The organism is Polaribacter sp. (assembly GCF_965660385.1).
Taxonomy (GTDB): Bacteria; Bacteroidota; Bacteroidia; order Flavobacteriales; family Flavobacteriaceae; genus Polaribacter.
Window position 1 is genome coordinate 168,428 of record NZ_CBFHZT010000001.1, and the last position, 20,158, is coordinate 188,585.

General features: G+C 29.7%; 20 protein-coding genes. 15 read left to right on the forward strand and 5 right to left on the reverse strand.

What is annotated here, in order from left to right; translation table 11 throughout:
- Position 1: 1 nt before the first annotated feature.
- The 4 genes from ACTG3V_RS00775 (at position 2) to can (ending at position 4,133) form a co-directional block, all read left to right on the forward strand.
- On the forward strand, positions 2-760 hold the full coding sequence (locus ACTG3V_RS00775; protein ID WP_439130207.1) for a tetratricopeptide repeat protein: 759 nt from the start codon (positions 2-4) through the stop codon (positions 758-760).
- A 195-nt stretch (positions 761-955) separates the two neighbouring features.
- Positions 956-1,453, forward strand: coding sequence for a universal stress protein (locus ACTG3V_RS00780; protein WP_439130208.1), 498 nt, complete (start codon positions 956-958; stop codon positions 1,451-1,453).
- Positions 1,454-1,619: 166 nt separating this feature from the next.
- Positions 1,620-3,482: a SulP family inorganic anion transporter gene (locus ACTG3V_RS00785; RefSeq protein ID WP_439130209.1), complete on the forward strand. Its 1,863-nt coding sequence runs from the start codon at positions 1,620-1,622 to the stop codon at positions 3,480-3,482.
- Positions 3,483-3,491: 9 nt separating this feature from the next.
- Entirely contained in the window at positions 3,492-4,133 is a 642-nt protein-coding gene (gene can, locus ACTG3V_RS00790; RefSeq protein WP_439130210.1) for a carbonate dehydratase, read from the forward strand.
- Between the two features lie 74 nt (positions 4,134-4,207).
- Here can and ACTG3V_RS00795 read toward each other — a convergent pair whose 3' ends face one another.
- Positions 4,208-5,170, reverse strand: coding sequence for a sodium-dependent bicarbonate transport family permease (locus tag ACTG3V_RS00795; RefSeq protein ID WP_439130211.1), 963 nt, complete (start codon positions 5,168-5,170; stop codon positions 4,208-4,210).
- Positions 5,171-5,332: 162 nt separating this feature from the next.
- Positions 5,333-5,845, reverse strand: a complete 513-nt coding sequence (locus ACTG3V_RS00800; protein ID WP_439130212.1) for a CvpA family protein — start codon at positions 5,843-5,845, stop codon at positions 5,333-5,335.
- An 81-nt stretch (positions 5,846-5,926) separates the two neighbouring features.
- Between ACTG3V_RS00800 and ACTG3V_RS00805 the strand changes: the two genes are divergently transcribed.
- The gene (locus ACTG3V_RS00805; RefSeq protein WP_439130213.1) at positions 5,927-6,283 is read left to right on the forward strand and encodes a hypothetical protein; all 357 of its coding nucleotides are present in this window, start codon (positions 5,927-5,929) and stop codon (positions 6,281-6,283) included.
- Positions 6,284-6,305: 22 nt separating this feature from the next.
- A complete protein-coding gene (locus tag ACTG3V_RS00810) occupies positions 6,306-6,578 on the forward strand; it encodes a hypothetical protein (protein ID WP_439130214.1) in 273 nt (90 codons plus the stop codon).
- Between the two features lie 29 nt (positions 6,579-6,607).
- On the opposite strand, the gene ACTG3V_RS00815 is transcribed toward ACTG3V_RS00810, so the two are convergent.
- Positions 6,608-7,402, reverse strand: coding sequence for an SDR family oxidoreductase (locus tag ACTG3V_RS00815; protein ID WP_439130215.1), 795 nt, complete (start codon positions 7,400-7,402; stop codon positions 6,608-6,610).
- 95 nt (positions 7,403-7,497) lie between these two features.
- Between ACTG3V_RS00815 and ACTG3V_RS00820 the strand changes: the two genes are divergently transcribed.
- Positions 7,498-8,868: a TlpA family protein disulfide reductase gene (locus tag ACTG3V_RS00820; RefSeq protein ID WP_439130216.1), complete on the forward strand. Its 1,371-nt coding sequence runs from the start codon at positions 7,498-7,500 to the stop codon at positions 8,866-8,868.
- A 398-nt stretch (positions 8,869-9,266) separates the two neighbouring features.
- Here the strand turns inward: ACTG3V_RS00820 and ACTG3V_RS00825 are convergent, their stop codons facing one another.
- A complete protein-coding gene (locus tag ACTG3V_RS00825; RefSeq protein WP_439130217.1) occupies positions 9,267-9,626 on the reverse strand; it encodes a YraN family protein in 360 nt (119 codons plus the stop codon).
- A 76-nt stretch (positions 9,627-9,702) separates the two neighbouring features.
- Between ACTG3V_RS00825 and ACTG3V_RS00830 the strand changes: the two genes are divergently transcribed.
- The 3 genes from ACTG3V_RS00830 (at position 9,703) to ACTG3V_RS00840 (ending at position 13,764) form a co-directional block, all read left to right on the forward strand.
- Positions 9,703-10,389, forward strand: coding sequence for a hypothetical protein (locus ACTG3V_RS00830; RefSeq protein ID WP_439130218.1), 687 nt, complete (start codon positions 9,703-9,705; stop codon positions 10,387-10,389).
- 31 nt (positions 10,390-10,420) lie between these two features.
- Entirely contained in the window at positions 10,421-11,578 is a 1,158-nt protein-coding gene (locus ACTG3V_RS00835) for a helix-turn-helix domain-containing protein (RefSeq protein WP_439130219.1), read from the forward strand.
- 71 nt (positions 11,579-11,649) lie between these two features.
- A complete protein-coding gene (locus ACTG3V_RS00840; RefSeq protein WP_439130220.1) occupies positions 11,650-13,764 on the forward strand; it encodes a serine hydrolase domain-containing protein in 2,115 nt (704 codons plus the stop codon).
- A 2-nt stretch (positions 13,765-13,766) separates the two neighbouring features.
- On the opposite strand, the gene ACTG3V_RS00845 is transcribed toward ACTG3V_RS00840, so the two are convergent.
- Entirely contained in the window at positions 13,767-14,747 is a 981-nt protein-coding gene (locus ACTG3V_RS00845; protein WP_439130221.1) for a S66 peptidase family protein, read from the reverse strand.
- A gap of 95 nt (positions 14,748-14,842) precedes the next feature.
- On the opposite strand from ACTG3V_RS00845, the gene ACTG3V_RS00850 reads away from it, so the two are divergent.
- The 5 genes from ACTG3V_RS00850 (at position 14,843) to ACTG3V_RS00870 (ending at position 19,884) form a co-directional block, all read left to right on the forward strand.
- Positions 14,843-15,442 carry a Uma2 family endonuclease gene (locus tag ACTG3V_RS00850; protein WP_439130222.1) on the forward strand — a complete coding sequence of 200 codons (600 nt, stop codon included), beginning with the start codon at positions 14,843-14,845 and terminating at the stop codon, positions 15,440-15,442.
- A gap of 67 nt (positions 15,443-15,509) precedes the next feature.
- Entirely contained in the window at positions 15,510-17,573 is a 2,064-nt protein-coding gene (gene metG / locus ACTG3V_RS00855) for a methionine--tRNA ligase (RefSeq protein WP_439130223.1), read from the forward strand.
- Complete coding sequence (locus tag ACTG3V_RS00860) at positions 17,573-18,475, forward strand: histone deacetylase family protein (RefSeq protein ID WP_439130224.1); 903 nt, start codon at positions 17,573-17,575, stop codon at positions 18,473-18,475. The genes metG and ACTG3V_RS00860 overlap by 1 nt, the downstream gene beginning before the upstream one ends.
- Positions 18,476-18,715: 240 nt before the next feature.
- Complete coding sequence (locus tag ACTG3V_RS00865; protein WP_439130225.1) at positions 18,716-19,174, forward strand: lipocalin family protein; 459 nt, start codon at positions 18,716-18,718, stop codon at positions 19,172-19,174.
- Positions 19,175-19,179: 5 nt separating this feature from the next.
- A complete protein-coding gene (locus ACTG3V_RS00870; protein WP_439130226.1) occupies positions 19,180-19,884 on the forward strand; it encodes an OmpA family protein in 705 nt (234 codons plus the stop codon).
- The last annotated feature ends 274 nt before the right edge of the window (positions 19,885-20,158 follow it).

The following is a 20,158-nucleotide window of genomic DNA, read 5'->3' on the forward strand; positions in this document are numbered from 1 at the left end:
GATGAAAAATTTTCTTTTTTTATTGTTGATGATTACCAACACTATATGTGCTCAAAATACAGTTGAGCTTTTTAAAGATGCCAACGATTTATACAAAAATGATCAAATAGTAGAAGCTATTGAATTGTATGAACAAGTAGAAGCGCAAGGAATGGTATCTTCTGAACTATTTTACAATTTAGGTAATGCTTATTACAAATTAAATAAAGTTGGGCCATCAATATATTATTATGAAAAAGCATTAAAGTTAAATCCTTTAAACGAAGATGCAGCCAATAACTTAATTTTTGCAAAACGTTTGGCTTTAGATAATATTGAAGAATTACCTAAAACAGTATTTCAAAAAATTAATGAGAACCTTTTGCAAAAGCTCTCTTATAACCAATGGGCAATTGTTGTGGTGGTATTTTCTTTTTTGGGTAGTTTTTTGTTTTTACGCTACTATTTCGCAAATACACCACCAAAAAAACGATTTTATTTTGTGGTTAGTACCTTGAGTTTTATTTTATTATTGTTTGCTTTCGTAGTTACCTATCAACAATATTCTTTTGCTCAAAACAATAAAGAAGCAATTGTTTTTGCCGAAGAAACAGAAGTTAGAAATGCACCAACACTAAATTCAGATGAAGTCTTTACCTTACACGAAGGTACAAAAGTTATTGTTTTAGATACAATAGATGACTGGAAAAAAATTAAAATTGCTGACGGTAAATTGGGTTGGATTATTGCATCAGAAATAAAATTAATTGATACTTTTTAAAATAGTTAACTAACCTAATTTAAGTTGGTTTTCTTCCTTTGTATTGCCAAAAAAACTTTTTACTTTTACGTTGATTTATAATCACATTCCATTAAAATATATTATAATCATCATTTAATATATAAATAAAAACTAATACAGATTTTCAGCTAACTTTGTGTTTTAGAATAGTGTAAAAACAAAGTTTTATACAAGATGAATAGAAATAAGCACAAAGTTTTAGTACTTTCAGATCTTAAAGATCATGCTAAAGATACTATCGCTTACGCCATTAAAGTTGCGAAAGAGATTAATGGTGCAGTTGAGTTATTTTGTGTAAAAAAACCCAATGAAGTTGTTACCACACACAGTCAGCTTTCAGCAATAAGAAGTGTAAAAAGTGAGTTTGTAAAAACCGACCAACAAGCAAAAAACTTAGTAAGAAGTATCATTAAAAACGAATTTTTTCCAGTAAAAAATACTATTGTATTTGGTAATGTTAAAAACGAGATAGCTGAGCATATTCAACGTTATAATCCAGATTTTATCATCTTAGGTCAAAAACGTAAAAGATTGTTTAACTTAAATAGTGATAATATTACCGACTTTATTACAAAGAGATATAATGATAAATTATGCATTGCTAACAAAACAACTATTGCAGAAATTTATGAAGTGTTACACAACAAGAATAAAAAAGAACAAACTGCCTAGATTGTTATAAAATAGTTTTCAAAATTCAATAGTTTAAACACTAAACCTGCTTTACATTTAAGAATCTTTATTGACTATCAAACTGTTTTTAGAATTTAAAAAAGAACTTTTCATTTAAAATAGATTTGTTAACTTGCTTCTTTAAATCAATCAAACAAATACATAAATGAAAAACTTTTTTGCTAAACTAAAAGGTGATGCTTTTGGGGGGATAACTGCTGGTATTGTTGCATTACCATTAGCATTAGCCTTTGGTGTGTCTTCTGGTTTAGGTCCAACAGCAGGTTTGTATGGTGCTATTTTTATAAGTTTTTTTGCAGCTCTTTTTGGTGGAACAAATACTCAAATTTCTGGACCAACAGCGCCAATGACAGCTGTGAGTATGGTGGTAATTGCAGGAATTGTAGCTGCTAATGATGGTGATATTTCTAAAGCATTACCTGCTATTTTATCAGTATTCTTGTTGGCGGGTTTATTTCAAATAGGGCTAGGATTTTTAGGCTTGGGTAAATACATTCGTTATATACCTTACCCTGTAGTTTCTGGGTTTATGACTGCAATCGGAGTTATTATTTTATTAACTCAAGTTTTACCATCATTAGGATATTATCCAAAAGAAGATACTGAGTTTGTTGCTAAATTTAAAGCTCAAGCAGAAGAGGTTATTTTAGAAAATATCTTAAAAGATGAAGCTGGTGAAGGTATTTTAGTTTTAGAAGATTTTAAAGAAACCATCAATAGAGCAGAAAAGATTACTCCAGAAGATATAAATAGAGAAGCACAAACTCTAGCAGCTAAAAATGCTTCTGGTACCATTGGGGCTATTCGAGTATTTTCTAGAGCCATTAAAAATGTCAATTGGTTAGAACTTATTTTAGCATTAGGTACTATTGTTATTATTTATGGTTTTAAACGAATAACAACAGCCATACCAAGCACTTTGGTGGCATTAATAGTAATGTCTGGAATCGCAGTTGGTTTTAGTTTAGATTATAGAACAATTCAAGAAATACCTGGAGGGATACCCATCCCAAAATGGGAAATTATCACTGATTTTAGTTTCAGCACGATAACGCCTTATATTTTTACCGCACTTACCTTATCGCTTTTAGGGGCTATAGATTCATTATTAACAAGTGTGGTTGCAGATAATATGACCAAAACCAAACATCAACCAAATAAAGAATTGGTTGGACAAGGAATTGGAAATAGTATCGCTGCAATTTTTGGCGGAATTCCTGGAGCTGGAGCAACAATAAGAACTGTAGTTAATATTAATGCAGGCGGAAAAACCAAATTATCAGGTATGATAGCTGGGGTAATGTTACTTATAATTATGCTTTTATTAGGGCCAGTAGCATCTAAAATTCCAGCAGCTGTTTTAGCGGGTATTTTAATTACAGTTGGTATTGGTGTTATGGATTATAAAGGACTAAAAGCAATACCGCATTTACCAAAAGACCTTAAAATTGGTTTTATAAAAGTAAGTTCAGAAGTGTTAATAATGCTTGTGGTTTTGCTGTTATCTACCTTTTGGGATTTAATTTATGCAGTGGGTATTGGTTTGGTAATTGCCTCTTTAATGTTTATGAAAAAAATTGGAGACATTACTGGTAAAAGAAGTTTGGTAAAAGCGATCGATGAAAAATCATGGCAAGACGAAAAGAGTTTTCCAAAGGAATTAAAAGAAGAGGTGTTTATAAAACACGTTAAAGGACCATTATTTTTTGGATCTACAAGTGATTTTCAGCAACTGGCAACACAAATACCTGATACAGCATCAATAATTATTATGCGATTGGTTAGAATGCATTACATGGATCAATCTGGTTTGTACGCAATGGAAGATATGTTGTTAGATTTAAAAAATAAAAAGGTTGATGTGTTGTTTGTAGGCTTACAAGAACAACCTAAATATATGATGGAAAGAATTGATATTATTCCAGATTTTATTCCAAGAGAACACATTTTTAATCATTTTTATGAATGTATAGAATGGATTAATAAAAATGTAAAAGATAAATACTAAAAATACTTTATGAAAAACACATACTACCATCAATTATTACAAAATAATAAAGATTGGGCTGCAGAGATGCATAAAAAAGATGAGAATTATTTTAAAATTCTTGCTGAAAAACAAAAACCACCTGTTTTATGGATTGGATGTGCAGATAGCAGAGTACCAGCAAATCAAATTACAGGTACTTTACCTGGTGAAATTTTTGTGCATAGAAATATTGCAAATATGGTAGTTCATACAGATATGAATATGTTAAGCGTTTTAGATTATGCTGTGAATTCTTTGCAAGTAAAACATATTATAGTTTGTGGACATTATGGTTGTGGAGGTGTACAAGCTGCCATGCAAAATAAATCTTTAGGATTAATTAACAAATGGATTAGAAATATCAAAGAGGTGTATAATGATAATTATACTGAGCTAAAAAAGATAAAAGACGATCAAAAACGCTTTGATAGATTAGTAGAATTAAATGTTATAGCACAAGTTTACGATTTGGCAAAAACCTCAATAGTGCAACAAGCCTGGAAAGATGATTCAGGTTTAGAAATTCATGGCTGGGTATATGGGCTTAAAGATGGCGTTATTAAAGACTTACGTGTATCTATGGATAGTGCAGCGCATTTAGATGATATCTTTACACTAGATTTAGATTAACCACCAATTCTCATAAAATTAAAAACCATCAAAACAAGCAAGTTTTGATGGTTTTTTTATAAAGTATAATCAATTTAAAATAGTTGCACAATTGCGTAATAAATAGGCATTCCCATGGTAATGTTAAAAGGGAAAGTAATTCCTAATGCCATAGGAATATAAATACCAGCATCTGCTCTTGGTTCTGCTAATTTCATAGTGGCAGGCACAGCAATATATGATGCTCCAGCTCCTAAAATGGCAAATAATAAACGGTTTCCTGGGCTTTCAGTGATAAAGCCACTTAAATAAGCCACAATCATACCATTAAAAAGTGGAACAATTATCCCAAAAACGAATAAAAATAAACCGTGTTTTTTAAAACCTTTAATTCTACTAGCAGTAACCATACCCATTTCTAACAAAAAAAGCGATAAAAACCCTTTAAAAATATCGGTTGTAAAAGGCTCAATTCCTCTTGCTTGATTTGCATCTGCAATTAAACCAATCAGTAAACTTCCTATTAACATTAGTACGCTACCTCCAGTAAAACAGTGGGCTACTAGTTTTGGTATGGACTCATTTTTATTTCTATGTTTATCAAAAAGTATAATTAACAATACACCAACTATAATTGCAGGAGACTCCATAATAGCCATAATAGCTACCATATGTCCACCAAATTCTACACCTTGATTTTCTAAAAATGATACAGCTGTAACAAAAGTAACAGCACTTACAGAACCATAAGCAGCAGCAATAGCACCTGCATTGGGCACACCGACTTTACTTTTTAAAACAAAAAAAGTATAAATAGGTACTAAAGATGATAAAAGAACCGCAAAAATAATAGAATATAAAATTTCATTATCAAATTCGTTATGCGAAAGTTCTTGTCCACCTTTAAAACCAATAGCAAATAATAAATATAAAGAAATAAACTTTGAGGATGATTCAGGAATTTTTAAATCACTTTTAACTGCTGTAGCGATAATCCCTAGAACAAAGAATAACAAAACAGGATTTGTTAGGTTGCTAATTAAAATATCTACGTTCATTAGTTGCTCTGTTTGATGCTGCAAAGCTATACCTATTGTTTATATATTTTTATTTAATTTTATTATATTATACATAAAAATAGTTTATGATTTAAAAATCCACACACACACACAAAGCTGAATTCGAAAATTAATAAAATTGTAACTAGAAAAAAGTAAAATTTACTTAATAAACTTTAAAGACGGGTTGTCTTTATCCATAATTGCAGGAAACAAAGTAGGTACAATAGTTCTCACAGAATTGTATAATACAGACTCATTCAAGGTTTTTTCACTTACAAAAGGTATAGTTTTATTGAATTTATCAAAAAACAGAAAAATAACACTAAGAATTATTGCCGATTTTAATACCGCAAAAACACCACCTAAAATTTTATTTAAAAAGCCTAAAGATGTAATATCTGCCAATTTGGTCAATACTTTACCTATAAAAATAATAAAAAGTACCACAGCTAAGAATGTAACTGCAAAGGCTACAATTTTATTGGTTTGGTGAGACCATTTTAAAACAGAATCATTCAAAAAATACTCTACATAATACGAAAAATGAATCGCACAAAATACACCAGCAACAATAGCAATTAAAGAAGCCACTTCAGAAAATAACCCTTTCATAAACCCTCTTACAGCTGCAAAAAGCAAAATAACTGCAATGATGATGTCAAAAACATTCATTTTAAATAATTTGTGTAAATCTACATCTTATTTTTACAATTTAAAAATGCACATTGTATCTTTACGTTTTAAATAATTCTGATGGATAAAGTAAGTAATTTAAAGGAAAAATGGACGTTTTTGGTAAATCAACTCACCAATGATTTTTCTGAAGGAGATGAATTAAATGTAGACGGCATCATTTACTTAATTGGTGTACAAGAGTTGGGGCAAGGCCATAGAAAGTTTAAAAAAGACGAAAAAATGAACCTGATGCATATTGCTATATGTAAACTTTTAGAGCCTTATGGCTATTACGAATTCGATTTTTTTGATGATGATGGCTGGCCTCATTATAAAGTACTTACAGAATTACCCAACCTAAAGCCTGGTGAACAAACTGTTTTAATGAAGGAAGCTATTGTTTCTTATTTTGAGGCTATAGACTATTTTAACTAATAATTTGTAAACAAGAACAAATGTGGAAAAAGAAGATTTACTAAAATTAACAGATAAAGAACTACTAGAAGAAAAAAAGAAATTAAAAAAATCAAAAATAATACATGCAGTATTCATTGGTTTTATTGCAGGTGTTTTAATTTTTGGAGTAGTTTCTTGGCTACTAGCTCCAAAAAAAAGGATAGGTTTTTTTATACCAATGTTAATACCTATTTATTTTTTATACAAACTCATCAAAAAACCGAAAACAACTAATGATTTGCATGAGGTTTTAAAAAAACGTAATTTGAATTAAAGTTTGGTTAAGCTATAATTTTTATGGTATTAAGTAACACTCATCTTTCTAATTAATACAGAAAATATTTTTGGAATAAATCGTTTTACATAAACACCTAATTTTTCTTTTGCTCCAGAAATATATACCTCTTCTTTCCTTTGCTGTATTGATTTTACCATCAATTTAGCAAATGTATTTGGTGCTATTCCGTTTTTTGTAGCAGTGTCCATTTTTTGTTGTGGAGTACCATTTCCAGTTAATGCATTTTTAGAAATATTAGTATTTACAAAACCCGGACAAATTAATGTTACAGCAATATTATCTTTATAAATTTCTGCACGTAAACTATCAAAAAAACCATGTAAAGCGTGTTTACTAGCAGCATAACTAGATCGTAAAGGAGTTCCTATTTTTCCAACAATACTACTCGTAGTTACAAAATGCCCACTTTTACGTTTTATAAAATGGGGTAAAATGGCTTTGGTAAGTGCTACAGTACCTAAATAATTGATATCTATAATACGTCTGTCCACTTCAAGGCTTGTATCTTTCGCAAAAGAACGTTGACTAATACCTCCATTATTTATTAAAATATCTATTGTACCAAAAGCGGCAATTGCTTTATCTGCTTTTGTTTGTAAAGTTGAATGTTTTTCTAAATCTAATGTGATGATTTTTATAGCATCAGGATTTTTACAGGCATTTTTAACCAACATTAGATCCTCTTTTTTGCGAGAAGATAAAATTAATGTAGCATTTTGGTTGGATAATTCAACAGCCAAGGCTTTTCCTATTCCAGATGAAGCACCAGTAATCCATATAATTTTATCAGAAAAAGACATAATCAATTAATTTAACGATACAATATATTCAATTTAATAGAGAAATGGTATTTTTGGTATGTTTCTTGAAAAGAAAATAAATAAAATTGATAAAAATGATCAAAAAGTTACTATTCCTATTCCTTTTAATTTCTTCAATATCGTATGCTCAATACACTATTAAAGGCTCTATGAGTCCAAAAATAGAAACAGACTGGGTAATATTGTACAGATTAGAGGGTACAAAACAAATTTTTGTAAACAATGCCATCATAAAAACAGATTCTATCATAATTGGTGGAAATAAACAAGCCGTAAGCAGTTTTGAGATACCATTACCTTCTTCTGCAAAACCAGGGGCATATAGAGCCACCTATAAATTGCAAGATGCTGGTTTTGTAGATTTTTTCTTTAATAAAGAAGATGTTACGTTTATTTTTAATCCAGAGTATCCTCAGCAGTCAATTGCATTTGCTGCATCATCAGAGAATAAAATGTATGCAGATTTTATATCAGATATTTCAAATGAGCAACAAAAATTAGATTCTATTCAAGTGGCTGTTTTAAAAAATCCTACGTTAGATTTAACCAAAGATTATCAGAAATCTTTAAAAAAAGTAGATTCAATACAAGCTATTTACGAGAAAATAGCAGCAGATAAATATATTGCACCTTTTATAAAAGCAAGTGCAAGAACAAATCCACCTGAAATGTTTACCTCCGTAAATGCTTATTTAGACAATGTTTCCAATACTTTTTTTGACGGACTTGATTTTTCTAGCCAAAGTCTTAGAAATTCATCATTTCTCACCAATAGAATATTAGATTATATTTTTTATATCAATTATGCAGAAGATGACAAAGAGCAACAAGAATTGCATAAAAAATCTATAAAAACCATACTTTCTAAAATTGATGATGAAGCTTATAAGAGAGATATTATTCAGTTTATCATAGAACAGTTTGAGGAAACTAAAAACCTAGAGATTATTGACTATTTATATGAAAATCATTATAATAAGTTGCCTGTTGCTTTGCAGGATGCTAAGTATAAGAAAGAAAAATTAGCTTTATTTGCTATTGAAGTTGGTAGAATTGCACCTGATTTTTCTTGGAAAGAAAAAGGGAACAACTTAAAATTATCTACTTTAAATGATGCAGAATATTATGTATTAGTTTTTTGGAGCACAAGTTGTTCACATTGTTTGCGAGAAATTCCACAATTGCATACCTATATGAAAACCAAACCTAATATGAAGGTAATAGCTTTTGCTTTAGAAAACGATGCCATGGTTTGGGAAACATATGCCAAGAATAATTTAAAAGACTGGCACAATATTTTAGGTTTAAACAAATGGGAAAATGAAATAGCAAGAACCTACCAAGTATATTCTACACCAACCTATTTGGTGTTAGATAAAAACAAAAAAATAATCGCAAAACCTAATGTTATTAAAGACGTAAAGGCATTTTTGGAGAAATTGTAATTTAACATTTTGTATCATATTAAAAGAAATTTTATACCCTATTCAAAAAAGGAGTTTAAAAAGACATTTTTAAAAAACGGAACATCTATAAGTGTAAAATCTAGAGATAATTATAAATATATAATATTATATCTTCCTGAAAATAAAGCTGATTATTTTTCTCCCTATTTAGTTTATAAGAAACAAGAAAATTCATTAAAGTTAGTTACTGCTTATCCAAATTTTCGGTCATACTTATTATCTATGGTATGCATTGTGTTTTTATTTTTTAGGAAAGAAAATGATTTGGAAACCCATCTTTTTGTGAGTTTTATTCTATTTTTATTTAACTTTTTTCTTCAGTTTTTGCTTGTATTTGTAGCGCACAAAAAGATTAAAAAATATGCTTTTAATAAAACTTAAAAATGCAAAAAAGCATCTTCTAAATGTTCAATTTTGGTTTCTTTTTTATTGGTGATAATGGCGATAATATCAAAACGAACTTCAACATCTAAATCACGTTCTACAACATAATGGTCAATAGCAGATATTAGTAGTTTTATTTTCTTCGGATTTACAAATTCTTCCGGATTTCCAAAATAAGATGAGGTTCTCGTTTTTACTTCAATAGCAGCAAGCGTATCATTTTTTTGCGCAATAATATCAACTTCAGCTTTTAAATAACGGTAGTTTTTTTCGAGAATTTTATAACCATTTTTGATTAAAAACTCCACTGCTAGTTGTTCTCCTTTTTCACCTAAATCATTGTGTTGTGCCATAAAACGAAGTTAAGAATTATAACATAAATTTTAGAACCATCAAAAACAGATTAATTAAATTTGTTAAAAACAAACCATGCATCAAACTACGGTTATTTCTTTTTTTAAATATCAAGGATTTAAAAATTGCTGGCAGGCTTTAGCAAGAATGGGAAGACCACCAATTGCTATTGATAAAATTGAAGGACTTACATTTTTTAAACCATTAGGCACAGGCAGTGGTAATGGTTTTTCTATAAAACCCGATTTTTCTACTTATGGCTTTGTTACTGTGTTTAATACAGAAGAGCAGGCTCAAAATTTTGTAAAATCAGAGGCAATGCAAAAGTATAAAAATACAGCTGCAAAGTTTAGTATTGTGTTTATGAAAACCATAAAAAGTCATGGTGAATGGAGTAAGCAAAATCCGTTTAAAAGTGCTATTCAAATGGATAAAAACAAGCCATTAGCAGTAATTACTAGAGCTACCATTAAACCAAAATTAGCTTTTACATTTTGGAAATACGTGCCTTCGGTTTCTAAATCAATGGAAGGTTATAACGAGTTGGTGTTCTCTAAAGGAATTGGCGAATTCCCTTTATTAATGCAAGCCACGTTTTCTTTGTGGAGTTCTGCTGATGCAATGATGAATTATGCTTATCAAAATCCAAAACATGCAGAAATGGTAAAAAAAACAAGAGAATTACAATGGTATTCAGAAGAGTTATTTGCACGTTTTGAACCATATAGCGTAGAAGGAGATTTAATTCCTGATTTTTTGTAAGTTTGGATAGTTTTCAATTTTAAACTTATTCATGAATTTCCCATTTGGATTTGGGCAAAAAAGCTCACTCTTATTAATTTTCTTTTTTCATGGAATCGTATTTTCTTTTTTGCTGTTTAGAAAAGGAATTCATAATAGTAATAAAGCCAGCAAATGGTTAAGTTTCTTATTGTTTTTATGTGCAATGTATATTGCTCCTTATATGTTAGGTTATGCAGGCTGGTATTCGATTAAATCTACAAGAGAAATTCTATATTTTATCCCTTTTATGCAGGTTTTACTAATTGGACCTGTCATTTATTGCTACACAAAATGTTTATTAAATCCTGATTATAAAATTTCAAAAAAGGAGTGGTTTCATTTCATCCCAGCCATTTTATACCTATTGTATAGCCTCGTTATTTTTGTTACTGATAAATTGATTTTAGAAGAATTTTATTTTTACGCAGATGGCAGGGACAAAGACTTAAAAAAGTGGTATCAATTGCTTGGTTTTGTTTCTATTTCGTTTTATTTAATCAAAAGTTTGATAGCATATCAGACGTATAAAAAAGTAATTTTTGATACAGTTAGTTATGCTGATTCAATTTTATTTAAATGGATACAAAATTTTTTATTCGCTTTTTTGACACTCATCATATTAAGAATAGTATTTTTTATTTTTAATGAACAATGGGCAGAATTTGGGAGTCATTTTTGGTACTTTTTAAGTTTTGCTTTTGTTTCTTTTTACATTGGCTTAAAAGGATATGAAAATACCATTAAATCTTCTGTTTTTGTATCCCAAAAAATAACAAACCCTATTTTAATTGAAGAAGAAAAACAAACAGTAACAAGTATTGATATTGATTTTTGGAAAGATAAAATTCTACAATTAATATATGATGAGAAAGTCTATAAAAACCCAAAACTATCACTTTCTGATGTAGCAAAATTATTAGAGACAAATACAAAAACTATTTCTAGTAGTATCAATTCAGGATTTGAGATGAACTTTAATGACTTTATCAATCATTATAGAATTGAAGCTGTAAAAGAAAAGTTGAAAAATGGTGAGCATAAAACATCAACTTTATTAGGCATTGCTCTTGAATGTGGTTTCAATAGTAAAGCTACTTTTAACAGAGCATTTAAAAAAAGCACAGGAATATCACCCAAAGATTATATACAAAAATTATCTAAAAATTAGTCTCAAATCGAGATTTGAAGCGCTTAAAATCTAATTATACTTCATCTTTGCATCAAAACAAATTTATCCTTATGAAACTTTACATTACTACAGTAATGCTTTTTTTCGCAATGTTATTATCTGCGCAACAAACTGAATTATCAAAAATCGATTCGATTTTAAACTCCAAAATAAATGATAATGATCCAGCTCTTTTTTTAGGGATTGTAAAAGATGGTAAAATTATTTATAAGAAATCGAAAGGATTAGCCAGTTTACAACATCAAGTTAAAGCAACTAAAAATTCGGTATCGAATATTGCATCAACTGCAAAACAATTTACTGCTTTAATGATTTTACAATTATCAATTGAAGAGAAATTAAGTTTAGAAGATGATATTAGAAAATATTTACCAACTTTTTACCCGAATGTAAAGGAGAAAATAAAAATTAGACATTTGCTAAATCACACAAGTGGAATTCGAGATTTCTACGATTTAATGAGCATTCAGCAAAATCCTTGGTGGAGAAGAGAAGGTTTAGATAATAAAGATGCTTTAGAATTGCTAGAAAAACAAGAAGATTTAGCTTTCATACCAGGTTCTAGATATTTATACAGTAATTCTGGTTATACCATTTTAACTAAAATTATTTCAGTGGCTTCTAGAGAAGATTTTCATAAATATTCTAAAAACTTTTTTGAAAATTTAGGAATGAAAAACACCCAATTTCTAAAAGATTATATGCATGTAATTCCTAATATCGTTTTGCCATATTCAGATTGGGGAGATGGTGTTTGGCAGCAATATCCAATGATTACAAATTTGTATGGTGATGGATTTTTATTTACTTCTTTAGAAGACCAATTACTATTTGAACAAGCTGTTCAAAACGCAAATTATAACAACAATCGACTATTAATCGAAAGTCAAAAACCTATAAAAAATAGCGAAATCGCAACCTATGGTTTTGGTTTAGAATTAGAAGATAGACTCAATAGAAATGCGGTTCATCATTCAGGAGGAACAGGTTCTTATCACTCTCAAGTTGTAAGATATTTAGAAGAAAAAATAACTGTTTTTGTGATGAGTAGCAATAGCAGAATTTGGAGTGGTGCAATTGCAGATGAAATTGCGAATGTTTTGTTGCCTTCTAAAGAGTTGAAAAATAATTATGATGATAAAATTAAAAACACTCAAAATTTAAGTCTGGTTAATGATATTGTGGGGCAATATACTTCTCCAGGATCATATTTAATTCGAATTGAAAAAAACGAAAACAAACTGTTTTGGAGAAATGGAAATAATAATCCAAGAGAATTAGTTCAAGAGAATCAAAATATTTATAAGATGAAAAGAAATCCGAATGTAAAAGTCGGTTTCTTTAAAAATGAATTGAATGTTTTTTACGAATCTGGAAAAATATCAATATATAAAAAAATTGCAGGTAAAAAACCAACACAAGCAGATTTAGAAAGCTATGTTGGTAAATATTATTCTAAGGAATTAGAAGTGTTTTTTAATATAAATTTAGAGAAAGACAACCAGCTTAAAATTTCTTTTGGTAAAAGAAAAAGGTTATCAAAGCTTGAGATTTTAAACAGAAATGAATTATTGATAAATGATTATATTTTAAAAATACAAAGAGATCAATTTAATAGGGTTACAGAAATTTTATTGACAACAAATAGAGTTTTAAATATCAAATTCAAGAAGAAAACAAATCTAAAATTTCAACCTAAAATCAAAACAGAAAATGGCTCAATTCAAGTTACCACAATTGGTTCTACAAACGGAAATTCTTCAACTATTTTGTTAACAAAAAATTATGCAAATGGAAACGAAATTTGGTTTAAAAAGTTTGGAGGTAAAAGTTATGATAAAGCAAATTCTATTTTAGCCACAAAAGATGGCTATTTAATTATTGGTTCTACAAGTTCTTATGGAAATGGTAATTATGATATGTTTGTTATTAAAACTGATAAAAAAGGAAACAAAATTTGGCAAAATACGTATGGAGATTTCTATAACGAATATGGTTTTTCAGCAGAAAAAACAGATAAAGGTTTTTTATTAAAAGGCACAAAGCAAGAATGCCCAAACAATACTGATGTCAATAGAAAATGTAAAACAAATGTTTGGTTTGTTAAAATTGACAAAAATGGTAAGGAATTATCTAGAAAAATTTTGGAAGAAATAAAAAAATAATTTTAATCTACAAACTTTACTGAATACTGCATATTGCCAACTGTCAACTGAATATCTCTCCCAAAAATCAAAGCTCTATTATCAGCTTCATGACCAGCAGGAAAATCAAATAAAACAGGTATATCGCTGGGAACTGTATCTAGAATAAGTTGTTCAATAGAACTACCCCATTTTGTGGAATTCTTTTTAATGGAAGTCATATTACCTACAATAACAGCTTGTACTTTTGTAAAATATCCTGCACGTTTTAAACTTTGCAACATTCTATCTATAGCGTATTTATACTCCCCAATTTCTTCAATAAACAAAATTTTACTTTCAGTATTCAACTGACTATCAGAACCTAACATTGAGGTTAAAATGGCTAAATTCCCACCTATCAATTGTCCATGAATTTCGTTTGATTTTTTAATTCTATTGTATTTAGATGATGGTATTGTATACGATATTTCCTCACCAAAAAGTGCATTCTTAAAGCTTGAAATTGTTTCAATAATTGCTGATGGTTCTTCCTCTAAACTGCTTGCCATCATTCCGTGTAAAGTTTCTACACCTAAGTTATGAATATGGTTATGAAAAGCTGTAATATCTGAATAACCAATAACCCATTTTGGATTTTCTAGAAATTTTGTAAAATCTAATTTATCTAAAATTCTTACAGAGCCATAACCACCTCTTGCAGCCCAAATAGCTTTGATATTTGGGTTGTCTAAAGCTTCCTGAAAATCTTGACAGCGCTCATCATCAGAACCTGCAAAATGATTTCCATTATTAAACATATTTTTACCCAAAACCACTTTTAATCCACAACTTTGGGCTAATTTTTTAGCTTTTTCAATAGTTGCTTGTCTATTTTTTAAAATACCAGCAGGTGCAACAATTGCAATAGTATCACCTATTTTTAAATAAGGTGGAGTTTTTAATTTTTCTTGAGCATTTGTAGTAGCGACAATCAAAAAGAATAAAAAAGTAAGCTTTTTCATATAGTTTACATAAATTATAAAATCAAAAATACTGATATAATCCTAATTTTGCGACTGTTCTAAAAAATTGTAACTTTATAAAAAAACAAAAGGATATGGAAAATAAAGTTGAAGAACCAATCTTAGATTACGATAAAACCTATACCTACGCAGATTATTTACAATGGCGATTTAAAGAACGCATTGAAATTTTAAAAGGGAAGGTCTTTAAAATGTCTCCTGCACCTTCAAGAACTCATCAAAAAATAGTAAGTCAATTGAGCAGAGTATTTCTAAATCATTTTCATAAGTCTAATTGTGAAGTTTATATGGCTCCTTTTGATGTACGCTTAATTGATAAAAGAAAAAACTCCACCAAAGACGAGGATATTATTAATGTTTTTCAGCCTGATATTTGTGTAATTTGTGATAGAGATAAACTCGATATAAGAGGTTGTATTGGTGCACCAGATTTAATCATCGAAATTTTATCGCCTGGTAACTCTAAAAAAGAGATGAAAAACAAGTACGAATTGTACGAAGAAAATGGCGTAAAAGAATATTGGATTGTAGATTATCATGAAAAAGTAATTTATCGTTTTGTTTTAATTGATGATATTTATATTGGTCTAAAACCGCTAATAGAAGAAGAAACTGCTACAAGCACAATTTTTCCAGATTTATCATTTAATGTCGGTGAAATTTTTGAAGATTAATTGATTCATTTCAATAAGAAAATAAAGTAAAAATAGTTCTATTTTTGCCAAACGAAATTTTCTTATGATGAGTACACCAAAAAGATATACAATTACAGCTGCATTACCTTATACCAATGGACCAATTCATATTGGGCATTTAGCAGGGGTTTATGTTCCAGCAGATATTTACGCACGTTATCTACGTAACATTGGTAAAGATGTTGCATACATCTGTGGGTCTGATGAACATGGTGTAGCCATACCAATGAGAGCAAAAAAAGAAGGTGTTTCTCCACAAGATATAATTGATAAATACCATACAATCATAAAAAAATCTTTTGCTGATTTTGGAATTTCGTTTGATAACTATTCAAGAACTTCATCTAAAATTCATCACCAAACTGCATCAGAGTTTTTTACTAAAATGTATGATGATGGCGAGTTTGTAGAAGAGGTTACTGCGCAATTGTATGATGCTGAGGCAAATCAGTTTTTAGCAGACAGATTTGTTGTAGGAACTTGCCCAAAATGTGGATTTGAAGAAAGTTATGGAGACCAATGTGAAAACTGTGGAACAAGTCATAATGCTACTGATTTAATCAATCCGAAATCTGCTATAACAGGAAACGTACCCACCGTAAAAGAAACCAAACACTGGTTTTTACCCTTAGATAAACACGAAGATTTTTTACGTGAATGGGTTTTAAAAGGACATAAAAAAGACTGGAAACCTAATGTTTACGGACAAGTAAAATCTTGGGTTGAAGATGGTTTGCGTCCTAGAGCAGTTACACGCGATTTGGATTGGGGAATTCCAGTGCCAGTTGAAGGTGCTGAAGGCAAGGTATTATACGTTTGGTTTGATGCTCCAATTGGCTACATTTCATCAACCAAAGAATGGGCTGCAAGAGAAGGTAAAAACTGGGAAGATTATTGGAAAAAAGACGATACGAAACTAGTTCATTTTATAGGGAAAGATAATATTGTGTTTCACTGTATTATTTTTCCATCAATGTTAAAAGCGCATGGCGATTTTATTTTGCCAGATAATGTACCTGCAAATGAATTTTTAAATTTAGAAGGTAACAAACTATCCACCTCTAAAAACTGGGCAGTTTGGTTGCACGAATATTTAGAAGATTTTCCGAATCAACAAGATGTTTTAAGATATACTTTAACTGCAAACGCACCAGAAAGTAAAGACAACGATTTTACTTGGAAAGATTTTCAGGCAAAAAACAACAACGAATTGGTGGCTATTTTTGGGAATTTCATCAATAGAGTTGTGGTGTTAACCAATAAATATTATAGTGGAATTATACCAGAACCCAACAATTTTACAGAAGTTGATGAAGATGTTTTAGCGGCAGTAAAAGAGTTTCCAAATATCATTGGTAAATCTATAGAAAGATATCGTTTTAGAGAAGCCTCTCAAGAATTGATGAATTTAGCCAGATTAGGAAACAAATATTTGGCAGATGAAGAACCTTGGAAAGTGATTAAAGTTGATGAAGAGCGTGTAAAAACTATTATGTATGTTGCATTACAAATAGCTAGTGCCTTGGCTGTGGTTTCTGAACCGTTTTTACCTTTTACATCATCAAAATTAAAATCAATTTTAAATGTCAGTTCGAGCGCAGTCGAGAACTCTTGGAAAGACATCACTGAAAAAGATATTTTAATACCAGCAAATCATCAAATTAACAAAGCAGAATTACTTTTCTCTAAAATAGAAGACAAAACCATTGATGCACAATTAGCAAAGTTAGAAGCAACAAAATTGGCTAATGAGCAAGAAAATAAAGTGGTAACTCCTCAAAAAAAAACCATAGAATTTGATGATTTTACTAAATTAGACATCAGAATTGGTACTATTTTAGAAGCTGAAAAAGTGGCTAAAACCAAAAAGTTATTAAAACTTAAAGTTGATGTTGGTATCGATACAAGAACCATTGTTTCTGGTATTGCAGAGAGTTTTTCTCCTGAAGATGTTATTGGTCAGCAAGTTTCAGTTTTGGTAAACTTGGCACCAAGAAAAATTAGAGGAGTAGAAAGCCAGGGTATGATTTTAATGACAGATACACCTGATGGAAAATTGGCTTTTGTTGCCCCTGAAAAGGCTGTTAAAAACGGGCAGGAAGTTAGTTAATGCTAAAAATAGCACATCATCCTATTTACAACCATCCTTTAAAAGAAGGGCATCGTTTTCCTATGGAAAAATATGATTTGCTGCCCCAACAATTATTGTATGAAGGCACTTGTAATCCAGAAAATTTCTTTGAACCTGAAATTCCTGACAACAAACACTTTTTTACTGTTCATGAGCCTGAATATTTTTTCGATTTATTAAACATTACTCTTAACCAAAAAGCAGCTAGAAAAATTGGTTTCCCTTTATCAGAAGTTTTAATTGAACGTGAAATGATTATTGCAGATGGTACTATGAAAGCCTCTGAATTTGCATTGCAAAACGGAATTGCAATGAACATTGCAGGTGGTACACATCATGCTTTTTCTAATCGTGGAGAGGCTTTTTGTATGCTAAATGACCAAGCAATTGGAGCAAAATATTTACAAAATAAAGGTCTTACTCAAAAAATATTAATTGTTGATTTAGATGTACATCAGGGAAATGGAACTGCAGAAATTTTTAAAAATGATAACACTGTTTTTACCTTTTCTATGCATGGAAAAAGCAATTATCCTTTTGAAAAAGAACAATCAGATTTAGATATCGCTTTAAAAAATGATACTCAAACTGATGAATATTTATCAATTTTAAAAGAAATTCTACCGAAACTTATCAACCAAGAAAAACCAGATTTTATCTATTATTTATGTGGTGTTGATGTTTTAGAAACGGATAAATTAGGAAAACTTTCACTCTCTATAGAGGGTTGCAAAGAACGAGATCGTTTTGTGCTACAAACTTGTTTTGACTCAAAAATCCCTGTAATGTGTTCCATGGGTGGTGGGTATTCTAAAGACGTAAATATTGTTGTAGAAGCGCATGCTAATACATTTCGTGTAGCACAAGAAATTTATTTTTAACTCAAATTTCTCTATAATTTAAAGAGCTTTTAACTCACTTTATCGAAAAAAAATTGTTGTGCAAAACCGATTAAATAGATTTGTACTACGAACAAAAAACTAAGGGATAGTTTAAGTAAAAGCATTAGAAATACTTAAATGAAATATTAAGGTGATTTCTTTTTAAATGGAGCATTTTTTTAATCTTATGAGTCCAAAATATAATTTAATTTAAACGTACTTTGTGAAAACACTTATTTTATGAGAAAACTAGTAATACTATTTGTAACGCTCACTTTACTGTCTTGTGGAGCATCAAAAAATATAAAAGCAAAGCACAAAATTATCAAAGGCAATTGGACACTTACCAACATTACTTTTAGTAAAACAGGTGATTACAATGTTACCTTTTTTAATGATACAACTAAAGATTGTTTAGAAGGTAGTACATGGAAATTTGTGCCCAACAATAACACTGGTGTGTATACTGTAAACGATACAGATTGTAATGAAGGTAATAGAGATTTTATTTTTGTTATTCAAGAGGTAGATCCTGTTTCTGGATATTATGACTTTTTGTTAAAACCTAAAAATAATGAAGATAATTTAGGGTATAGAATTGATTTAAAGGAATTAACAGAAACCTCAATGTTTTGGAGACAAAAAATAAATGTAAACGGAACTCCATTTTTAATTAATATGCAATTTTTAAAACAATAAATACAATGAAAAAATCAATAAAAAATATATTCACATTTACATTAGCCTTAACAATTATATGCACCCTTACCAATTGTGAAGCCACAAAAAATGCAAACAACAAACAAAAAGGTGCAGTTATTGGTGCTGCAGGTGGTGCTCTTTTGGGCGCTATAATTGGGAATAATGTTGGGAATGGAAAAAATAGTAAACTTGGTGCAGCTATTGGTGGCGTTCTTGGTGGTGGAGCAGGAGTTTTGATCGGAAAACGAATGGATGAGCAGGCTAAAAAAATTGAAACAGAGATTCCTGGAGCTGTAGTAGAACGTGTAGACAATTCTATTGTGGTTACTTTTGATGAAAATAGTGGTGTGTATTTTGATACGAATAAAGCTAATATCAATACAAAATCTCAAGCAACTTTAGATAAATTAGCAAAAGTATTTACAGATTTTCCAGATACAAAAATCTTGGTAGTTGGTCATACAGACAGCTCAGGTAAAGAAGAATACAACATGCTTTTATCAGAAAAAAGAGCTAAATCTGTAACCAATTATTTAATTAGTGATGGTATAGCAAGTTCAAGATTCGAAACACTTTGGTATGGTGAAACGCAACCAAAATACGACAATACAACTCCAGAAGGTAGAGCAAAAAACAGACGAGTTAATGTAGCTATTGTGCCTAACGAAAAAATGCAACAAAGAGCTATTAAGGATGCTAAACAGTAATAGCTACTCTTTATTAAATAGAAAAGCTTAAAAAAAGAGATGTTTCAAGAAAAGTTTACACAAAAGCTTTAAGATTCTATAATTTATGGAAAGTTTTTTATTAATAATAGTACAATTATTAAGATGTAAAAATAGTTTCATCAATAAAAAAATGCAAGAAATATGATATTTAGTATTTTTAAATCATAGCCCAGAATTAAAAATACTTCCTCTTTTCGCTTACAAAGAATAAACGTAAATTTGCACCCTCTAAAAGTAAAGATGATGCAATACA